Source organism: Streptomyces sp. NPDC059989 (assembly GCF_042736975.1).
Lineage (GTDB): Bacteria > Actinomycetota > Actinomycetes > Streptomycetales > Streptomycetaceae > Streptomyces.
The window spans coordinates 12,871-30,530 of the sequence record NZ_JBHWUO010000070.1; the positions used below are offsets into that span (position 1 = coordinate 12,871).

16 protein-coding genes and 1 riboswitch are annotated in these 17,660 nt (G+C 72.0%); of the genes, 11 read left to right on the top strand and 5 right to left on the bottom strand.

Features of this window, described 5'->3' with window-relative positions; genetic code table 11:
- Positions 1 to 3: 3 nt before the first annotated feature.
- From ACFWBN_RS35845 to ACFWBN_RS35855, 3 genes are all read right to left on the bottom strand, one after another.
- A complete protein-coding gene (locus ACFWBN_RS35845; RefSeq protein ID WP_385184657.1) occupies positions 4 to 678 on the bottom strand; it encodes a DUF5995 family protein in 675 nt (224 codons plus the stop codon).
- Between the two features lie 88 nt (positions 679 to 766).
- Complete coding sequence (locus ACFWBN_RS35850) at positions 767 to 2,188, bottom strand: uracil-xanthine permease family protein (RefSeq protein WP_385184692.1); 1,422 nt, start codon at positions 2,186 to 2,188, stop codon at positions 767 to 769.
- 79 nt (positions 2,189 to 2,267) lie between these two features.
- Positions 2,268 to 3,482, bottom strand: a complete 1,215-nt coding sequence (locus tag ACFWBN_RS35855) for an MFS transporter (protein WP_385184659.1) — start codon at positions 3,480 to 3,482, stop codon at positions 2,268 to 2,270.
- Positions 3,483 to 3,665: 183 nt separating this feature from the next.
- Here ACFWBN_RS35855 and ACFWBN_RS35860 point away from each other — a divergent pair, with 183 nt between their 5' ends.
- Complete coding sequence (locus tag ACFWBN_RS35860) at positions 3,666 to 4,751, top strand: ROK family protein (protein ID WP_385184695.1); 1,086 nt, start codon at positions 3,666 to 3,668, stop codon at positions 4,749 to 4,751.
- A gap of 166 nt (positions 4,752 to 4,917) precedes the next feature.
- On the opposite strand, the gene ACFWBN_RS35865 is transcribed toward ACFWBN_RS35860, so the two are convergent.
- Entirely contained in the window at positions 4,918 to 5,667 is a 750-nt protein-coding gene (locus ACFWBN_RS35865) for an SDR family oxidoreductase (protein WP_385184662.1), read from the bottom strand.
- A gap of 140 nt (positions 5,668 to 5,807) precedes the next feature.
- A complete protein-coding gene (locus tag ACFWBN_RS35870; protein WP_385184664.1) occupies positions 5,808 to 8,159 on the bottom strand; it encodes a chitinase C-terminal domain-containing protein in 2,352 nt (783 codons plus the stop codon).
- Between the two features lie 276 nt (positions 8,160 to 8,435).
- Positions 8,436 to 8,566, top strand: a riboswitch (FMN riboswitch).
- A gap of 150 nt (positions 8,567 to 8,716) precedes the next feature.
- Between ACFWBN_RS35870 and ribD the strand changes: the two genes are divergently transcribed.
- The 10 genes from ribD to ACFWBN_RS35920 all read left to right on the top strand — a co-directional run bounded on the left by ribD (position 8,717) and on the right by ACFWBN_RS35920 (position 17,424).
- On the top strand, positions 8,717 to 9,871 hold the full coding sequence (ribD, locus tag ACFWBN_RS35875) for a bifunctional diaminohydroxyphosphoribosylaminopyrimidine deaminase/5-amino-6-(5-phosphoribosylamino)uracil reductase RibD (protein WP_385184667.1): 1,155 nt from the start codon (positions 8,717 to 8,719) through the stop codon (positions 9,869 to 9,871).
- Between the two features lies 1 nt (position 9,872).
- Positions 9,873 to 10,478 carry a riboflavin synthase gene (locus tag ACFWBN_RS35880; RefSeq protein WP_385184670.1) on the top strand — a complete coding sequence of 202 codons (606 nt, stop codon included), beginning with the start codon at positions 9,873 to 9,875 and terminating at the stop codon, positions 10,476 to 10,478.
- A 5-nt stretch (positions 10,479 to 10,483) separates the two neighbouring features.
- The gene (locus ACFWBN_RS35885) at positions 10,484 to 11,128 is read left to right on the top strand and encodes a nicotinamide riboside transporter PnuC (RefSeq protein WP_385184697.1); all 645 of its coding nucleotides are present in this window, start codon (positions 10,484 to 10,486) and stop codon (positions 11,126 to 11,128) included.
- The gene (locus ACFWBN_RS35890) at positions 11,125 to 12,432 is read left to right on the top strand and encodes a bifunctional 3,4-dihydroxy-2-butanone-4-phosphate synthase/GTP cyclohydrolase II (protein WP_385184672.1); all 1,308 of its coding nucleotides are present in this window, start codon (positions 11,125 to 11,127) and stop codon (positions 12,430 to 12,432) included. Before ACFWBN_RS35885 ends, ACFWBN_RS35890 begins: the two co-directional genes overlap by 4 nt.
- Positions 12,433 to 12,496: 64 nt before the next feature.
- Positions 12,497 to 12,982, top strand: a complete 486-nt coding sequence (ribH, locus tag ACFWBN_RS35895) for a 6,7-dimethyl-8-ribityllumazine synthase (protein ID WP_007262951.1) — start codon at positions 12,497 to 12,499, stop codon at positions 12,980 to 12,982.
- Positions 12,983 to 13,040: 58 nt separating this feature from the next.
- Complete coding sequence (locus ACFWBN_RS35900; protein WP_385184675.1) at positions 13,041 to 13,313, top strand: phosphoribosyl-ATP diphosphatase; 273 nt, start codon at positions 13,041 to 13,043, stop codon at positions 13,311 to 13,313.
- A gap of 59 nt (positions 13,314 to 13,372) precedes the next feature.
- Positions 13,373 to 14,221 carry an ATP phosphoribosyltransferase gene (hisG, locus tag ACFWBN_RS35905; protein ID WP_385184678.1) on the top strand — a complete coding sequence of 283 codons (849 nt, stop codon included), beginning with the start codon at positions 13,373 to 13,375 and terminating at the stop codon, positions 14,219 to 14,221.
- 35 nt (positions 14,222 to 14,256) lie between these two features.
- Complete coding sequence (locus tag ACFWBN_RS35910) at positions 14,257 to 14,721, top strand: PH domain-containing protein (protein WP_385184681.1); 465 nt, start codon at positions 14,257 to 14,259, stop codon at positions 14,719 to 14,721.
- A 202-nt stretch (positions 14,722 to 14,923) separates the two neighbouring features.
- On the top strand, positions 14,924 to 16,384 hold the full coding sequence (locus ACFWBN_RS35915) for a hemolysin family protein (protein WP_385184684.1): 1,461 nt from the start codon (positions 14,924 to 14,926) through the stop codon (positions 16,382 to 16,384).
- Positions 16,381 to 17,424, top strand: coding sequence for a hemolysin family protein (locus tag ACFWBN_RS35920; RefSeq protein ID WP_385184686.1), 1,044 nt, complete (start codon positions 16,381 to 16,383; stop codon positions 17,422 to 17,424). The genes ACFWBN_RS35915 and ACFWBN_RS35920 overlap by 4 nt, the downstream gene beginning before the upstream one ends.
- The last annotated feature ends 236 nt before the right edge of the window (positions 17,425 to 17,660 follow it).

Genomic DNA, 17,660 nt, shown 5'->3' on the forward strand with positions numbered 1-17,660 from the left:
AGGTTAGACGGATGTATACGCAGGTCGTACCGGATGTGAGCCCGTCGGCGTCAGCAGACAGCGGCCCACCAGGCCGACCCCGGCGTCGAGGGACTCGCGGAACTCCTCGGCCAGTTCGGGCGAGCGGCGCAGCGTCCACAGCAGGCGGGCTGCCGCCCAGGCGCCCGCACGGGCGCGGTCCAGGCTCCACGATCCGACCAGGTGGGTCAGCGGGTCGGCGATCTCCAGGAGGTCCGGGCCCGGCATCAGGTCCTCCCGGATGTGTTCCTCCAGGGCGACCAGGGTGTCGCCCACCCGGTCGAAGTCGGCTTCGAGGGCGGCGGGCTCGCACTCCAGGGCGCGGCACGTGGACACCACCGCCACCGCCAGGTCGTGCCCGATGTGCGCGTTGATCCCGGCCAGGGCGTGCTGGAGCGGGCGGATCCCCGGGTGGCGGCGGTTCTGGAGCAGGGGGCGCCAGCAGGCCGGGGCCCGGTCCGCCTCCACCGCCGCCAGGTACCGCTCGGCGAACCGCACGCTGAGCGTCTCGGCCCGCCGCGGCGCCGGAAAGCCGCCGCTGCCGATGCGCCGGTGCAGGGTCTCCGTGACCGTCAGGTAGACCCGGTTGAAGACGGCGACACCGTCCTGCGGCGGGAGCCGCTCGTCCAGGGCGCGCATCCGCGCCAGCACCGCTTCCATGGGAGGCAGAGTTGCAGGCACCGGCCCGGATCCGGGGAACTTGGCCGTACGCTTCCCCGGTTCGGGCGAAACCCCGTCAACATCCGCGTCAACGCGGCGTGTCCATGCCGTCCTTCTTGTCCTTGTCGTCCTTGTCGTCCCGGTCGTCGTAGGCGGACGTGCCCGAGTCCAGCAGCGGCTCCTGCCGCTTCAGGTGCGCGGGGGCGAAGTAGCGCAGCGCGTGGTAGCCGGTGATCACCACGATCGTGCCCAGCGCGATGCCGCCGAGCTCGAAGCTGTCGGTGATCTGCAGCTTCACGCCGCCCACGCCGATGATGATGCCCGCCGCGGCCGGCACCAGGTTCAGCGGATTGCGCAGATCCACCCGCCCGTTGATCCAGATCTGGGCGCCGAGCAGGCCGATCATTCCGTACAGGATGACCGTGATGCCGCCGAGCACCCCGCCCGGGATCGCCGCGACGACCGCGCCGAACTTGGGGCACAGCCCGAAGAGCAGCGCGAAGCCCGCCGCCGCCCAGTACGCCGCCGTGGAGTAGACCCGGGTCGCGGCCATGACCCCGATGTTCTCGGAGTACGTGGTGTTCGGCGGGCCGCCCACCGCCGTCGACAGCATGGACGCGGCGCCGTCCGCCGCGATCGCGGTGCCGAGCTTGTCGTCCAGCGGGTCGCCGGTCATCTCGCCGACGGCCTTGATGTGCCCGGCGTTCTCGGCGATCAGCGCGATCACCACCGGCAGCGCGATCAGGATCGCCGACCACTGGAACTCCGGTGCGTGGAAGGACGGCAGCCCGATCCAGTCGGCCTTGCCCACCCCGGAGAGGTCCAGGCGCCAGTGGTCGACGGCCTCGGCCCCGCCCGCGGGGGAGTGGATCTTCCCGAAGACCAGGTCCAGGATCCAGGAGAGCGCGTACCCGAAGACCAGCCCGAGGAAGATCGCGATGCGCGACCAGAAGCCGCGCAGGCAGACCACCGCGAGCCCCGTGAACGCCATGGTCAGCAGCGCCGTCCACTGGTCCTGCGGCCAGTACGTCGAGGCCGTCACCGGCGCCAGGTTGAAGCCGATCAGCATGACCACCGCGCCCGTCACCACCGGAGGCATCGCCGCGTGGATGATCCGCGCGCCGAAGCGCTGCACGGCGAGACCGGCCAGGAACAGCGCGGCGCCGACGACGAAGACCGCGCCGGTCACCACGGCGCTGTCCCCGCCCGAGGCGCGGATCGCCGCGGCGACGCCGACGAAGGAGAGCGAACAGCCCAGGTAGGAGGGGACCCGGCCGCGCGTCGCGAGGAGGAAGATGACCGTCGCGATACCGGACATCATGATGGCCAGGTTCGGGTCCAGACCCATCAGAACCGGCGCGACGAAGCTCGCGCCGAACATCGCCACGACGTGCTGGGCGCCGAGCCCGGCGGTCCGCGGCCACGAAAGCCGCTCGTCCGGCCGTACCACCGCGCCGGGGGCGGGGGTCCGCCCGTCTCCGTGCAGGGTCCAGCGCACGCCGAAGCCCATGGTCCACCACTTCCGTTTCGTCAGCCGGTCAAGCATCGAGGCCGCACGGAGTCGGTTCACTGCGCGGGCCAGCGATATTTTACGGCCGGATTGCGGCAGGTTTTTCTTGATTGGCCTGGTCAAGCCCTTGTCCGGACGGCTTCTGCCGCAGTACGGCCGCCCCCGCCACCAGCGCGAACGCCAGCAGGGTGACCAGCCCGAAGGACACCACGAGCGAGGTCGCGTCCGCCACGGCGCCGATCGCCGACGGCGCGATCAGCCCGGACGTGTACGTGATCGTCGCGACGCCCGCGATGGCCTGCGCCGGGGCCGGCCCGCTGCGCGCCGCGGCCGCGAAGGCCAGCGGCACCACCACTGCGATGCCGAGCCCGATCAGCCCGAAGCCGGCCATCGCCGCCGCGGGGTGCCGGGCCGTCACCACGAGCAGCCCGCCCGCGGTCGCGAGCACCCCGCCCACCCGGACCGTGCGCACGGCCCCGAACCGGTCCACCACCCGGTCCCCGGCGAGCCGGGCGACGGCCATGGTCAGCGCGAAGGCCGTGGTGGAGGCCGCCGCCAGACCGGCGTCGGTGTCCAGGACGTCCCGCAGGTAGACCGCCGACCAGTCCAGACTCGCGCCCTCCGCGAAGACCGCACAGAACCCGATCGCCCCGATCAGCACCGCGGACTTCGGCGGCAGCGCGAAGTGCGCCGGAGCCTCCGCGTCCGCGGCCGCCTTCAGATCGAGCACGCCCCGTACGGCGACCAGCCCGGCCGCGGTGAGCGCGCAGGCGGCGATCAGGTGGTGCAGCCGGGCGTCGGCCCCGGCGTGCGCGGCGACCGTACCGGCGGCCGAGCCGAGGAGCGCGCCCACGCTCCACATGCCGTGCAGCGAGGACATGATCGAGCGCCGCAGCCGGTTCTCGGTCTCCACGCCGAGCGCGTTCATCGCCACGTCCGACATGCCGGAGGTGGCTCCGTAGACGAAGAGCGCGAAGCAGAGGGTGGGCAGGTTCGGGGCCAGGCTCGGGAGGACGAGGGAGAGGGTCCACAGCGCGAGCAGGGCGCGCAGTGCGGCGCGGGCACCGAAACGGTGGTTGATCCGCCCGGCCAGCGGCATCGCGAGCGCCGCGCCCAGGGCGGGGAAGGCGAGGGCGAGGCCCAGGGTGCCCGCGCTGAGCTGGGCGTGCTCCTGGATCCAGGGGATGCGGGTGGCGAAGGAGCCGGTGACGGCGCCGTGAGCGCAGAACACGGCGGCGATCGCGAAACGGGCACGGCGCAGGCGCGCGGGGCTGAGGTCTGTTTCCCCTGTCATGACAGATAAACTATCAGGGAGCCTGCCTGATAGTTAGTGGATGCGACTCCCTAGGATGGCGCCGTGACCCCAGCCCTCACCTCCGGCCCCACCTCCGGCCCCACCTCCGGCCCCACCTCCGGCCCCACCTCCGGCCCCAGCCCGGCGCCGCCGTCCCCCGCCTCGCCGAGCACGGCCCGCGCCATCAACGACCGCCTGGCCCTGCAACTCCTCCAGGAGGCCGGGCCGCTGACGGCCAACCAGCTCAAGACCATGACCGGCCTCTCCCGCCCCTCCGTCGCCGACCTCCTCGACCGGCTCACCGAGGCCGGACTGATCGAGGTCGTCGGGGAATCGGGCGAACAGCGGCGCGGCCCCAACGCCAAGCTGTACGGGATCGTCGCCCGCCGGGCCCACCTGGCAGCCCTCGACGTACGGACCGACAGCGTGACCGCCGTCATCACCGACCTCCTCGGCCACCCCCTCGCCGAGACCGCCCTGCCCGTCGGAGCCCCCGAGGACGCGGTGGCGGCCCTGCTGCGCACCGCCCGCGAGGCCGGGGCCGAGGAGCTGCACACCGTCGTCATCGGCGCGCCCGGCCTGGTCGCCCCCGCCACCGGCGAACTCCGCTCCACCAGCGGCCTGCCCGCCTGGCACCGCGACCTCGTGGCGGCCCTCCAGCGGAGCCTGCCCGCCGTGGTGATCGTCGAGAACGAGACCAACCTGGCGGCCCTCGCCGAGCAGCGCCTGGGCGTGGCGCGCGACCTCGACTCCTTCGTCCTGCTGTGGCTCGGCGCCGGGGTGGGCGCCGCCGTGGTCCTGGACGGCCGGCTGCGCCGGGGCGCCTCCGGCGGGGCGGGCGAGATCGGCTTCCTCCCGGTCCCGGGCACCGGCGCCCTGCCTTCGGCCACCGACTGCGGGGGCGGCTTCCACGCCCTGGCCGGCCGGGACGCCGTGACGGCCCTGGCGGCCGAACACGGCTTCACGGGCCCGGCGGAGGAGGCCGTGGCGGGAGCCGCGGGCGAGGCCTTCCTCGAAGCCCTGGCCGAACGCCTGGCCCTGGGCGCGGCGGCGGTGGCCGCCGTCCTGGACCCGGGATGCGTGGTCCTGGCGGGCGAACTGGGCCGCGCGGGCGGCCCCGCCCTGGCCGCCCGGGTAGCCCACCGCCTGACCACCCTGACCCCGGTCCCGACCACGGTCCGCGCCACGTCCCTGGGCGGCTCGGCCATCCTGGCGGGAGCCCGCGAGGCCGCCCGGGAGGCGGCACAGGAGGCAGTGTTCGGCGGCTGACGGAAACCCCCAAACCCTCCCTGATGCCCCCCGCTTGGGTCCCGACCCCCGAAGCCACCGACCAGCAGGACGGACCCGCCCGCCCGGCTCCCGTCTACCGCCCACCCCGCTGCAACTCCCGGACTCCGCCGGGCCGGCACCCCGCCCAGGCGGAGCGCCCCGCCCCCTACCGCCCCCGCCCCGCCGCGAACTGCGCGAACGTGCCTCGGCCCGCCGCGTGGGACGGGGTCAGGTTGCCGCCTCGGCGGAAGGCCGCGTAGGTCTTGCCCGCCAGGGGGACGGGGAGGATGCGGCGGTGGCGGCCCGTTGCCTTCAGGTAGGTGCGGGCCAGTTCCGGCAGGGGGTGGATCTCCGGGCCGCCCATGTCCGGGACGCGGCCCGACGGGGTCGGGACCGCCAGTTCCGCCAGGCGGTCCGCGACCTCCTCCACGGCGATCGGCTGGACCCGGACCCCCTTCGGCAGCGGTACGACCGGCAGCTTCGCCGCCATGTCGACCACCTGGGCGACCAGGTCGTGGAACTGGGTCGTGCGCAGGATCGTCACGCCCAGCCCGGACCCCTCCAGCAGCCGCTCCACCCTCAGCTTGCTCTCGTAGTAGCCGAGGGGGACCTCGTCCACCCCGACGATCGAGATGTAGACGATGTTCCGGACGGTCCCCGCCCGGCGGGCCGCCCCGATCAGGTGCCGCGCGGCCGCCTCGTCGCCCTTGCCCGCGTGCCGCGTGTCGCTCGCGCAGTGGACGACCACCTCCGCGCCCGCCATCGCCGCGTCCAGCCCGCTGCCGTCCCGCAGGTCGACGGGGTGGTCCGGGGCGTGCCGGCTCAGGACGCGGACCCCGTGGCCCGCCCCGGTCAGCCGCTCGCTGACGAGCGAGCCGAGGTTTCCGGTGCCTCCGGTGACGAGGATGGTGCTCATGGTGTCCGTTCTTCCCTGGTTCGATCGGGCGCCTTCATCAGTGGAGACCGGACAGCCCTCCGGAATGTGACAGCCACATGCGAGGACCCGGTGGCCGCCGGGCCACCGGGTCCTCGCGTCAGGGGTTCACCCAGCGGGTGTCAGCAGGCGCCCTGGTCCTTCCAGACGCCCCACTCGCCCGTGGTGCCGGGCTCCTCGTTCTGCGTCCACCACTGGGCCTTCCAGTTGTGGCCCTTGTGGGAGACGAGGTTTCCGCTGTTGTAGACCGTGCCCGCCACGTACGCCGGGTTGGTGCAGGTCCCGCCCGTCGGGGGCGGGGTGGTGGGCGGCGTGGTCGGGGGAGTGGTCGGCGGGGTGGTCGGGGGCTGGGTGCCGCCCGGCTCCGTCACCGTGGTGCCGCGCGCCAGGTCCCCGGCGAGGGCGTAGGTGGTGCCGGAGATGTTCACCGTCCAGTTGGAGGGCGTGGAAACCGGCAGGTAGTAGTTGAACGCCAGGTCGACCGAGGCGCCCGGGGCCAGCGTCTGCCAGGCCGGGAGCTTCAGGGAGACCCGCTGGAAGTCGCCCTTCAGCCCGCCGACGTTGTTGCCCGTGTGGCCGCTGCTGATCACCTTCGTGCCGAAGCCGGACTGGTCCGAGGCGTTGTCCGGGGCCGAGGTCCCGTAGTCGAACTGGAACTCGGTGCCGCCGGGCAGCGTCGTCTTCGTGTTGTTGGTGATCTTGAGCTTCGGGGTGATCGGGTAGTTGGAGTCGCCCAGCTTGAACTCGTTGAACTCCGTCTTGATGTCCACGGCCTGGGCGGGCAGCGCCGCGCCCGCCTTCTTCGCGCCGTACGGGGCGGCCGCCTTGAACTTGTCGTACATCAGCGAGGTGAGCGTGTCGCCCATCTCGTACTGGCCCTTGGCCGCGTTGTACGCGTAGTCGCCCGCCAGCTCCCAGACCATCGTGCCGCCGATGCCCTTGTTGACCACGTAGTCGGCCTTGGCGCCCACGGACTGCTCGTCCTCCGTGGAGAGGAAGACCTTCTTCTGGGAGTTCCACAGCCACGGCGCCACCAGGGTGGAGTCGTACTTGCGGGCGTAGGTGCCGGTCAGCGCGGTGTTCGCAGGGAAGCCGTACTTGGTGACGTAGTCGCCGACGACACCCTTCTCCAGGTTCTTGGCGTGCCACATCGGGTTGGAGCCCGCCGGGGACTCGGCCCCGTTGGTGTCCTTGTCGTGCCACAGGTTGTCGATGCCGACCGCGCCGTCGCCGCACTTGGTCAGGCCCGCGCCGGCCGGGCAGGTGGTCGCGGGGGCCTTGCCCCACAGGCCGTCCGTGCCGCCCTGCACGTTCTTGAAGCCGCGGGTGTAGTACGGCAGGCCGATGTTGATGCGCCCGCCCGGCATGGAGCCGCGGAAGTAGTGGTAGGCCCAGTCGGTGTTGAGGTAGCCGATGCCGCCGTACTGGGAGGTGGAGTACACGCCGGCGGCCGCCAGTTCGGCGTCCTTGCCGTCGTCGAAGAGCGAGGCGTTGGGGCCGACGTACTCGTTCCAGGCGCCGTGCAGGTCGTAGGACATGATGTTGACGTAGTCCAGGTACCTCTGCATCTGGAACGTCTCCATGCCGCGCAGCAGGTAGCCGGAGGAGGGGGCGGCGACGGAGAGCAGGTAGTGCTTGCCGTCGGCGGCGCCCGCGCGGTCGAGCTTCTCGCGCAGCGACTTCATCAGGGCCGCGTAGCCCTGGACCAGGCCGGCGCGCCGTCCGTTGGAGAGCTGCCAGTCCAGCGGGTTGCCCGCGTCCTTCATGGTGGTCGGGTACTCGTAGTCGATGTCGACGCCGTTGAACCCGTACTTGCGGATGAACTCGACGGAGGAGTCGGCGAAGGTGTCGATGCCGGCCTGGTTGACCGAGCCGTCGGCGTTGGTGGCCATGGAGTAGAAGCCGCCGGAGGCCACGCGGTTGCCGTCGTCCCCGAAGTAGCCGCCCGTCTCCGCCCAGCCGCCGACCGAGATCAGCGTCTTGACGTTCGGGTACTGCTTCTTGAACTTGGTCAGCTGGTTGAAGTGGCCCTTGTACGGGAGGGCCGGGTCCATCTCGGCGCCCGCGACGCCCGGCCAGGTCATCCCGGTGGCGGCGTTGTTCGCGTTGTCCGCGCCGACGGAGATCTTGTTGTCGGCGCCCACGTGGGCGAAGGCGTAGTTCAGGTGGGTGACCTTGGACCACGGGATGTTGTTGGCCAGGTAGGCCGGCTCGCCGTTCTTGCCGGTGCGCCAGCCGGTGAAATATCCGATGACGCGGCGCTGGTGGTCGGCGCCCATCTTCTCGCGGCCTTCGGAGTCGTAGACCGAGCAGTACGGGACGTCGACGCCGGCCGTTTTGTACAGCCCGTCGGGGCGACAGCTCTCGTTGTCGGCGGCGTGCGAGACGCCCGTCGAGAGCCCGGCCACCAGCAGTCCGGCGATTGCGGCGCCGGATGCCAGGAGCATCGCTCTCGTACGTGTGGGGGACAGCATTGTGCCTCCTGGGGAGGGGAGGATGGCAGGACACATCAGGACACAACGTGCAGAAGAGTGGCGCTTGTTGGCCCGTGACGTGCGCACATCTGACGGGCTGTTCCCGGGAGAAGATGAAGGGAACGTTAAGAGGACTAGACCAACCCGTCAATAGGTCTGGACCAACCCCCGCCCCCTTGACAGACTCTCGAAAAACACTCCCCTGTGAGCCAGGCCACACCCCATCACCCGCATGGCCGCCGATCACCCGTGGCAGACTGGCTTCAGTACCAGTAGCAGCGCACTCCGGGGTCGGTGTAATTCCGAACCGGCGGTTATAGTCCGCGACCCGTCCGCAGCCAGCGGCCGGTTGACCAGGTGAGATTCCTGGACCGACGGTTAAAGTCCGGATGGGAGGCAGTGCGCGGCGGGCCAGTCACCGGTACGCCGCCGTCGGCGGTTCGTCGGCATATCCCTGTGGATGTGCCCGATCGGACCGTTTTTCCGGCCTCGGCGCCCCCGCGTGAGCTGTACCGCTTCATCTGTCGTATCCCGACAGGCCCCGGAGTCCGTGCCCGATGAGGCAGGAGGACCCGGTGGCGACCCACGCCGCGCACGCAGCACCCGACGCGGGCACCCGCGCCATGCGCCGAGCCATCGAGCTCGCCGCCCGCGGACTCGGCTCCACCAGCCCCAACCCGGTCGTCGGCTGCGTCATCACCGACGCCGCGGGCACCGTCGTGGGCGAGGGCTGGCACCAGCGCGCCGGCGGCCCGCACGCCGAGGTCCACGCCCTGCGCGCGGCAGGAGCGGCCGCCCGCGGCGGCACCGCCTACGTCACCCTCGAACCCTGCAACCACACCGGCCGTACGGGACCCTGCGCCCAGGCCCTCGTCGAGGCCGGCATCGCCCGCGTGGTCTACGCCGTCTCCGACCCGAACCCGCAGGCCAGCGGCGGTGGCGCCACCCTGCGCGCCGCCGGGATCGAGACCTCGGCGGGGCTGCTGGCGGACGAGGCCGAGGCCGGGAACACCGCCTGGCTGACCTCCGTACGCCTGGGCCGCCCGTACGTCCTGTGGAAGTACGCCGCGACCCTCGACGGCAGGATCGCCGCCGCCGACGGCACCAGCCGCTGGATCAGCTCCCCGGAGTCCCGCGCCGACGTCCACCGGCTGCGCGCCGAGGCCGACGCCGTCGTCGTCGGCTCCGGCACCCTGCGCGCCGACGACCCGCACCTCGCCGTGCGCGGCATCGACGGTGTCGACCAGCCGCTGCGCGTCGTCCTGGACACCCACGCCACCATCCGGCCCGCCGCCCGCGTCCTCGATGACGCCGCGCCCACCCTGATCGTCGTGGGCGAGGACATCGAGGAGGCGGCCACCCGCCACCTCGCCGGGGTGGAGCTGGCCCGGCTCCCGCACGACAAGCACGGGATCTCCGTGCACGCCCTCCTCGCCGAGCTGCACCGGCGCGGGGTCCGCTCCGTCCTCCTCGAAGGCGGCCCGACCCTGGCCGGCGCCTTCGTCGCCGCGGGCGCCGTCGACAAGGTCGTCGGCTACCTCGCCCCGGTCCTCCTCGGCGCGGGCCCCGCCGCCCTCGCCGACGCCGGCATCGGCACCCTCACCGAAGCGCTCCGGCTCGACATCGCCGAGACCGTCCGCATCGGCACAGACATCCGCATCACCGCCGTTCCCACGGCTCCGTCCGTCCCCGCAGCCCTCAAGGAGCACTGAAGTGTTCACCGGAATCGTCGAAGAACTGGGCGAGGTCACCGCCGTCGAGCAGCTGGCGGAGGCCTCCCGCTTCCGCCTGCGCGGCCCCGTCGTCACCGAAGGTGCCAAGCACGGCGACTCCATCGCCGTCAACGGCGTCTGCCTGACCGTCGTGGAGACCGCCGACGGCGAGTTCACCGCCGACGTGATGCAGGAGACCCTGAACCGCTCCAGCCTCGGCTCCCTCACCAAGGGCTCCCGGGTCAACCTGGAGCGCCCCATGGCCCTCGGCGGACGGCTCGGCGGCCACCTGGTCCAGGGGCACGTGGACGGCACCGGCGAGATCCTCTCCCGCACCCCCTCGGAGCACTGGGAGCTCGTCAAGGTCGCCCTCCCGGCGAACCTCTCCCGCTACGTCGTCGAGAAGGGCTCCATCACGGTCGACGGCGTCAGCCTCACCGTCGTCGAGGCCGCCGCCGACTGGTTCACCATCAGCCTCATCCCCACCACCCTCGCGCTGACCACGCTCGGCATCAAGCAGCCCGGCGACCCGGTCAACCTCGAGGTCGACGTCCTCGCCAAGTACGTCGAGCGGCTGCTCGGCGCGGACCGGGAGGCGGGGCAGTGAGTGCGCTGAACTGGCTGAACTCCGAGGCCTTCACCGCCTTCGACCAGCACATCAAGTGGTCCGACATGATCGGCAACACGATCGGTCTGATCGCCCTCGCCCTCGGCTGGCGGCGCTCCATATGGACCTGGCCCGCCCAGTTCCTCTCGGGCGCCATCCTCTTCGCGGCCTTCGCCGCCGGCCACCTGTCCGGCAGCGCCGGCAAGCAGGTCGTCGTCATGCTCGTCGCCGCCTGGGGCTGGGCCCAGTGGCACCGGGGCCGGCAGCAGGCCCAGGACGGCGGCCTCGCGGTCCGCTTCGCCACCTGGCGCGAGCGCGGCGTCCTGGTCGGCGCCGCCGCGGTCGGCACCGTCGCCGTCGCGCTGCTGTTCACCGCCTACCCGGCACTGTCCTGGGACCCCTGGCCCGACGCCTACATCTTCGTCGGCACCGTCGTCGCCATGTACGCCCAGTCGCGCGGCATGGTCGAGTTCTGGTTCGCCTGGCTCCTGGTCGACCTGGTCGGCGTCCCCCTGAACTTCGCCAACGGCTACGCGTTCTCCGGCTTCGTCTACGTCATCTACGGCGCGCTCGTCCTGTGGGGCATGCGCGACTGGTGGCTCCGCTCGCGCACCGCCCCCGCCCCGGCCCTGGAAGGAGCAACGGCATGACCTCCCTCAAGCCCGTGCCCGACATGCTCGACGTCCCCGAAGAGACCTTCCGCCTCGACCCCGTCGAGCAGGCCATCCGCGACATCGCCGCGGGCCGGCCCATCGTCGTCGTCGACGACGAGGACCGCGAGAACGAGGGCGACCTCGTCATCGCAGCCGAGAAGGCCACCCCCGAGGTCATCGCCTTCATGATGAGCGAGTGCCGCGGCCTGATCTGCGCCCCCATGGAGGGCCCGGAGCTGGACCGGCTCGAACTGCCCCAGATGGTGCAGAACAACACCGAGTCGATGCAGACCGCCTTCACCGTCTCCGTCGACGCGAGCGGCGCCCACGGCGTCACCACCGGCATCTCCGCCGCCGACCGCGCCACCACCCTGCGGCTGCTCGCCGACGGGACCTCCGAGCCCGGCGACTTCGTCCGCCCCGGCCACATCTTCCCGCTGCGCGCCAAGCCCGGCGGCGTCCTGGTCCGCAACGGCCACACCGAGGCCGCCGTCGACCTCGCCCGCCTCGCGGGCCTGCGCCCGGCCGGAGCCATCGTGGAGATCGCCGGCGAGGACGGCGTCATGCTGCGCCTGCCCGAGCTGATCCCCTTCGCCCGCAAGCACGGCCTGACGATCATCTCCATCGAGGACCTGATCGCCTACCGCCGCTCCGCCGAGCCCACCGTGCGCCGCGAGGCCGAGGTCAGCCTGCCGACCGCCTTCGGCGAGTTCACGGCGTACGGCTACCGCTCCACCGTCGACGGGGTCGAGCACATCGCCCTCGTACACGGCGACCTCGGCGCCGACGGCGCCGGCGAGGACGTCCTGGTCCGCATGCACTCCGAGTGCCTGACCGGCGACATCTTCGCCTCCCAGCGCTGCGACTGCGGCCCCCAGCTGCACGCCTCCATGGAACGGATCAAGGCCGCCGGTCGCGGCGTCGTCGTCTACCTGCGCGGCCACGAGGGCCGCGGCATCGGACTGCTGTCCAAGCTGCGCGCGTACGAGCTCCAGGAGCGCGGCCGCGACACCCTCGACGCCAACCTGGAGCTGGGCCTGCCCGCCGACGCCCGCGACTACGGGGCCGGCGCGCAGATCCTCGCCGACCTGGGCGTCCGCAGCGTCCGGCTGCTGACCAACAACCCCGACAAGGCGGCCGCCCTCGTACGGCACGGGATCAAGGTTTCCGGCCGGGAGCCGATGCCCGTAGAGGCGGGCGAGCACAATCTGCGGTACCTGCGCACCAAGCGGGACCGGATGGGCCACGACCTGCCCTGGCTGGACGCGGCAGCGACCACGTCCGCCTGCGGCAACCAGTAGCCACCCCCCACCAACACGTACACCCGTACGACCGTCACCGACACGAACACCGAGGAGCAGAGCTGTGAGCGGCAAGGGCGCACCCGAACTGAGCGTGAAGAACTGCGGAGACCTGCGAGTCGCCGTGATCGCCGCCCAGTGGCACGAGAAGGTCATGGACGGACTGGTCGACGGCGCCCTGCGGGCCCTGCACGAGCTGGGCATCGACGAGCCGACCCTGCTCCGCGTCCCCGGCAGCTTCGAGCTCCCGGTCGTGGCGAAGGTACTGGCAGGTCGCGGTTACGATGCCATCGTCGCCCTCGGAGTGGTCATCCGCGGCGGCACCCCGCACTTCGACTACGTCTGCCAGGGCGTCACCCAAGGCCTGGTGCAGGTGTCGATCGACACCGGAGTCCCCGTCGGCTTCGGCGTACTGACCTGCGACAACGACGAGCAGGCGCTGGACCGCGCCGGACTCGAAGGGTCGAACGAGGACAAGGGTCACGAAGCGGTCACCGCCGCCGTCTCCACCGCCATGACCCTGCGGACCGTGAGCGAGCCCTGGCGCTAGTCCAAGGAGTGAACCCCGGCACTGGGGCACCCGGGTGAGCCCGTACTCTAAGGACATCATGGCGAACAAAACCTTCGAAGAGCTCTTCACCGAGCTCCAGCTCAAGGCCGCCAACGGCGACCCCAGCACCTCCCGCACCGCCGAGCTCGTGGGCAAGGGCGTCCATGCCATCGGCAAGAAGGTCGTCGAGGAGGCCGCCGAGGTCTGGATGGCCGCCGAGTACGAGGGCAAGGAAGCCGCCGCCGAGGAGATCTCCCAGCTGCTCTACCACGTCCAGGTGATGATGGTGGCGCGCGGGATCTCCCTCGACGACGTCTACTCCCACCTCTGAGCTCCGGCACAAACACCCCACCCGTCATCACGCACAACCCACGCATCAAAGGAAGCCCCATGCTGCGCATCGCCGTCCCCAACAAGGGTTCTCTCTCCGGACCGGCGTCGGCGATGCTCCATGAGGCCGGATACCGGATGCGCAAGGAGTCCAAGGAGCTCGTGGTCGTCGACCCCGAGAACGAGGTGGAGTTCTTCTACCTCCGCCCCAAGGACATCGCGATCTACGTCTCCTCGGGCCGCCTGGACATCGGCATCACCGGCCGCGACCTGCTGCTCGACTCCGGCGCCAGCGCCGAGGAGATCCTGGCGCTGAACTTCGGCCGCTCCACCTTCCGCTACGCCACCCTCCCCGGCACCGCGAAGGGCCCCGAGGACTTCCACGGGATGACCATCGCGACCTCGTACGAGGGAATCGTGGCCAAGCACCTCGCCGAGAAGGGCATCGACGCCTCCGTCGTCCACCTCGACGGCGCGGTGGAGACCGCCATCCAGCTCGGCGTCGCCCAGATCATCGCGGACGTCGTCGAGACCGGCACCAGCCTGCGCAACGCCGGCCTGGAGGTCATCGGCGAGCCGATCATGACCTCCGAGGCCGTCGTCATCCGCGGCAACGGCACCGACCCCGAGGACCCGCAGGCCCAGCAGTTCCTGCGCCGCCTCCAGGGCGTCCTGGTGGCCCGCAGCTACGTGATGATGGACTACGACTGCCGCGCCGAGCACCTGGAGCGCGCGGTCGCCCTCACCCCGGGCCTGGAGTCGCCCACCGTCTCCCCGCTGCACAACGAAGGCTGGGTCGCGGTCCGCGCCATGGTCCCGGCCAAGGAGGCCCAGCGGATCATGGACGACCTGTACGAGCTCGGCGCGCGCGCGATCCTCACCACCTCGATCCACGCCTGCCGTCTCTGACCCGCCACACGACTCCCGAAGGCACCCGAAGCACCATGAGCGAGCCCGCCGCCCAGCCTGCCCACCCCGCCCTGCCGGTCACCTTCCGGCCGAACCGGACCAGGGCCGTCCTGCTGGGCGTCGGGACCGCCATGTTCCTGACCATCGGATCGATCTCGTTCCTCCTGGAGAACCTCAGCCCGGGGGAGCGGATCAGCTTCCTCTTCACCGCCGTGCTGCTGACCTCCGTCCTCGTCCTGCTCAGCCGCCCCAAGGTGGTCGCGGACGAGGCCGGCGTCACCGTCGTCAACATCACCACCACCCGCCGCCTGGAATGGGCGCAGATCCTGCGCGTCAACCTCCGCCCCGGCGACCCGTGGGTGTTCCTCGACCTCAGCGACGGCACCAGCCTGCCCGTCCTCGGCATCCAGCCCGGCGTCGCCAAGGCACAGGCGATCGGCGACGCCCGCGCCCTGCGCGCCCTCGCCGAATCCCGCGGAACCGGCGAAAACGACCACTGAGCCCACCGAGCCTCGTCGCTGCGTACCGTTGCGGCCGCGATCTCAATGACTACCCTGGTGGCGGGGCGCAGCTGTGCGCCCTCCCACCAGTCCCCGGGCCCCCGGGGCCTGCGGGTCACCTGCGACTTGAGGAGTGACTCCCTCCAGCAATGGACGGATCGTCCGGTAATACCTGCGCCGCCCTCCCCACGGAGGCGGCGGCATGACCATCCCGCTACTCCTGCTCGTGGCGGCTTTCATCCTGATCCTCGCCAACGGATTCTTCGTGGCAGCCGAATTCGGGCTGGTCACCGTGGAGAAGCCCGAGGCCGAGCGCGCCGCAGCCGAGGGTGACCGCCGTGCCCGCACGGTCGTCAAGGCCCTGCGGGAGCTGTCCTTCCAGCTCTCCGGCACCCAGCTCGGCATCACCATCACCTCCCTCGTGGTCGGCATGCTCGCCGAGCCCGCCCTCGCCGCACTGCTGGCCGGGCCGCTCGCCGCGACCGGCCTCCCCGAGGGAGCCGCCTCCGGCGTCGCCGTCGTCATCGGCATGCTGCTCGCCTCCGCCGTCCAGATGGTCGTCGGCGAGCTCGTCCCGAAGAACTGGGCGGTCTCCCGGCCCCTCCAGGTGGCCCGCTTCGTCGCCGGCCCGCAGAACGCCTTCTCCCGCGCCTTCCGGCCGGTCATCGCCGGCCTCAACGCCGTCGCCAACCGGCTCGTACGGGCGCTCGGCGTCGAGCCGACCGAGGAGATGGCCTCCGCCCGGACCCCCGGCGAACTGGTCTCCCTGGTCCGCCATTCGGCCCAGGCCGGCGCCCTCGAACAGGACACCGCCGACCTCTTCGTACGGACCCTCTCGCTGGGCGAGCTCACGGCCCAGCACGTCATGACCCCCCGCGTGAAGGTCAGCGCCCTCATGCACACGGCCACCGCGGCCGACGTGCTCAACCTCACCCGCGCCACCGGCCTGTCCCGCTTCCCCGTGTACCGCGACCGCATCGACGAGATCACCGGCGTGGTCCACCTCAAGGACGCCCTCGCCGTGCCCGAGTCCGAGCGCTCCCGCACCGTCGTCGCGCGGATCTGCGTCGCCCCGCTGCTGGTGCCCGGCTCCCTGCCGGTGCAGCCGCTGCTGGAGCGGCTGCGCAGCGAACAGCCGATGGCCGTCGTCGTCGACGAGTACGGCGGCACCGCCGGCGTGGTCACCCTTGAGGACATCGTCGAGGAGCTCGTCGGCGAGGTCCGCGACGAGCACGACCTCGTGGAGGACGACGGCCCCGAGCTGGCCGCCGTGCCCGCCGAGGACGGCCGCCCCTCCTGGGAGGCCGACGGCAGCTGCCGGGTGCAGACCCTGCGCCGGATAGGCCTGGAGGTGCCCGAAGGGCCGTACGAGACCGTCGCCGGTCTCGTCGCCGACCTCCTCGGCCGGATCCCCGCCCCCGGGGACCGCGCCGAGCTCCCCGGCTGGAGGCTGTCCGTCCGCCAGGTCGGCCGCAACCGAGCCGAGCGCGTCCGGCTGGTCCGGCTGACCTCGGTCCCCGCGGCCGGTTCGTACGGGTCCGCTCCGGACCCCGTCCGGGCATCGGCCGCAGGGCAGCCGGCGGCCATGGCGTCCCGGCTCGGCTCCGGCCGCCCCGGCGACCCGGCACCGCAGCCGGCCGAGCTGGAGGGCGCGTCCCGATGAACGCGCTCCAACTCCTCTTCGCCCTGCTGCTGGTCCTCGCCAACGGTTTCTTCGTCGGCGCCGAGTTCGCCCTCGTCTCCGTACGGCGCAGCCAGATCGAGCCGCTCGCGGCGAGCTCCAAGCGGGCCCGCCAGGTGCTCCACGGCCTGGAGAACCTGCCCCGCATGATGGCCGCCGCGCAGTTCGGCATCACCATGTGCTCGCTCACCCTCGGCGCGGTCGCCGAGCCCACCGTGGCCCGGCTGCTGGAGCCCGTCTTCCACGCCGTCCACGTACCGCAGGGCCTGATCCACCCCCTCGGCTACGCGTTCGCGCTCGCCGCGGTGGTCTTCCTGCACCTGGTCATCGGCGAGATGGTCCCCAAGAACCTCGCCATGGCCGCCCCCGAGAAGACCGCCCTGTGGTTCAGCCCCGGCCTGGTCGCCTTCGCCCGCCTGTGCGGGCCGGTCACCACCGCGCTGGGGGCCTGCGCCAAGGTCGTCCTCCGGCTCTTCAAGGTCGAGCCGAAGGACGAGGTCGAGGCCGTCTACACCAGCGCCCAGCTCGGCCGGCTCGTCGAGGACTCCCGCCAGGCGGGGCTCCTGGAACCGGGCGAGCAGGAGCGCCTGGAGGACGCCCTGGAGCTGGGCAGCCGCCCGGTCACCGACGTCCTCCTGGCCAGGGACCGCATCGTCACGGTCGGCACCTCAGTCACCCCGCGCCAGATCGAACAGCTGACGGTGCGGACCGGCTACTCCCGTTTCCCGGTCCGGGCGGACAGCGGTGCCTTCATGGGCTACCTGCACGTCAAGGACGTACTGGACCTGGAGGAACGGGAACGGGCCGTGCCGCAGCGGGTCTGGCGGCGCATGACGACCCTGTCCGCGACGCTCCCGCTGGACGACGCCCTCAGCGTCATGCGGCGCGACGCCACCCATTTGGCGCAGGTCGCCGACGCCGGTGGGCGGGTCCTGGGCCTGGTCGCCATGGAGGACGTCCTGGAGATGCTGGTGGGGGAGGTCCGCGACCCTTCGCACCGGTCGTACGTGCGGGGCGCGTAGCCGTCGCCCTGCGGCGCCGCTGCCGGGGGCTCTGCCCCCGGACCCTCCCCCAGACTCCGTCCGGGGGGACCCCCAGCGCCTCGAACGCCGGCGAGGCTTGATCTGCCTCCGGCGGCGCCTCAAACGCCGGCGAGGCTGAAGTTGCCCTCCGGGCAATCCAGCCGCACCAAGCAGGCGGCAGGAGCCAAATCCAGCCCCGCCGGCGTTTGAGGCGCGGGGTCTGGGGCGGAGCCCCA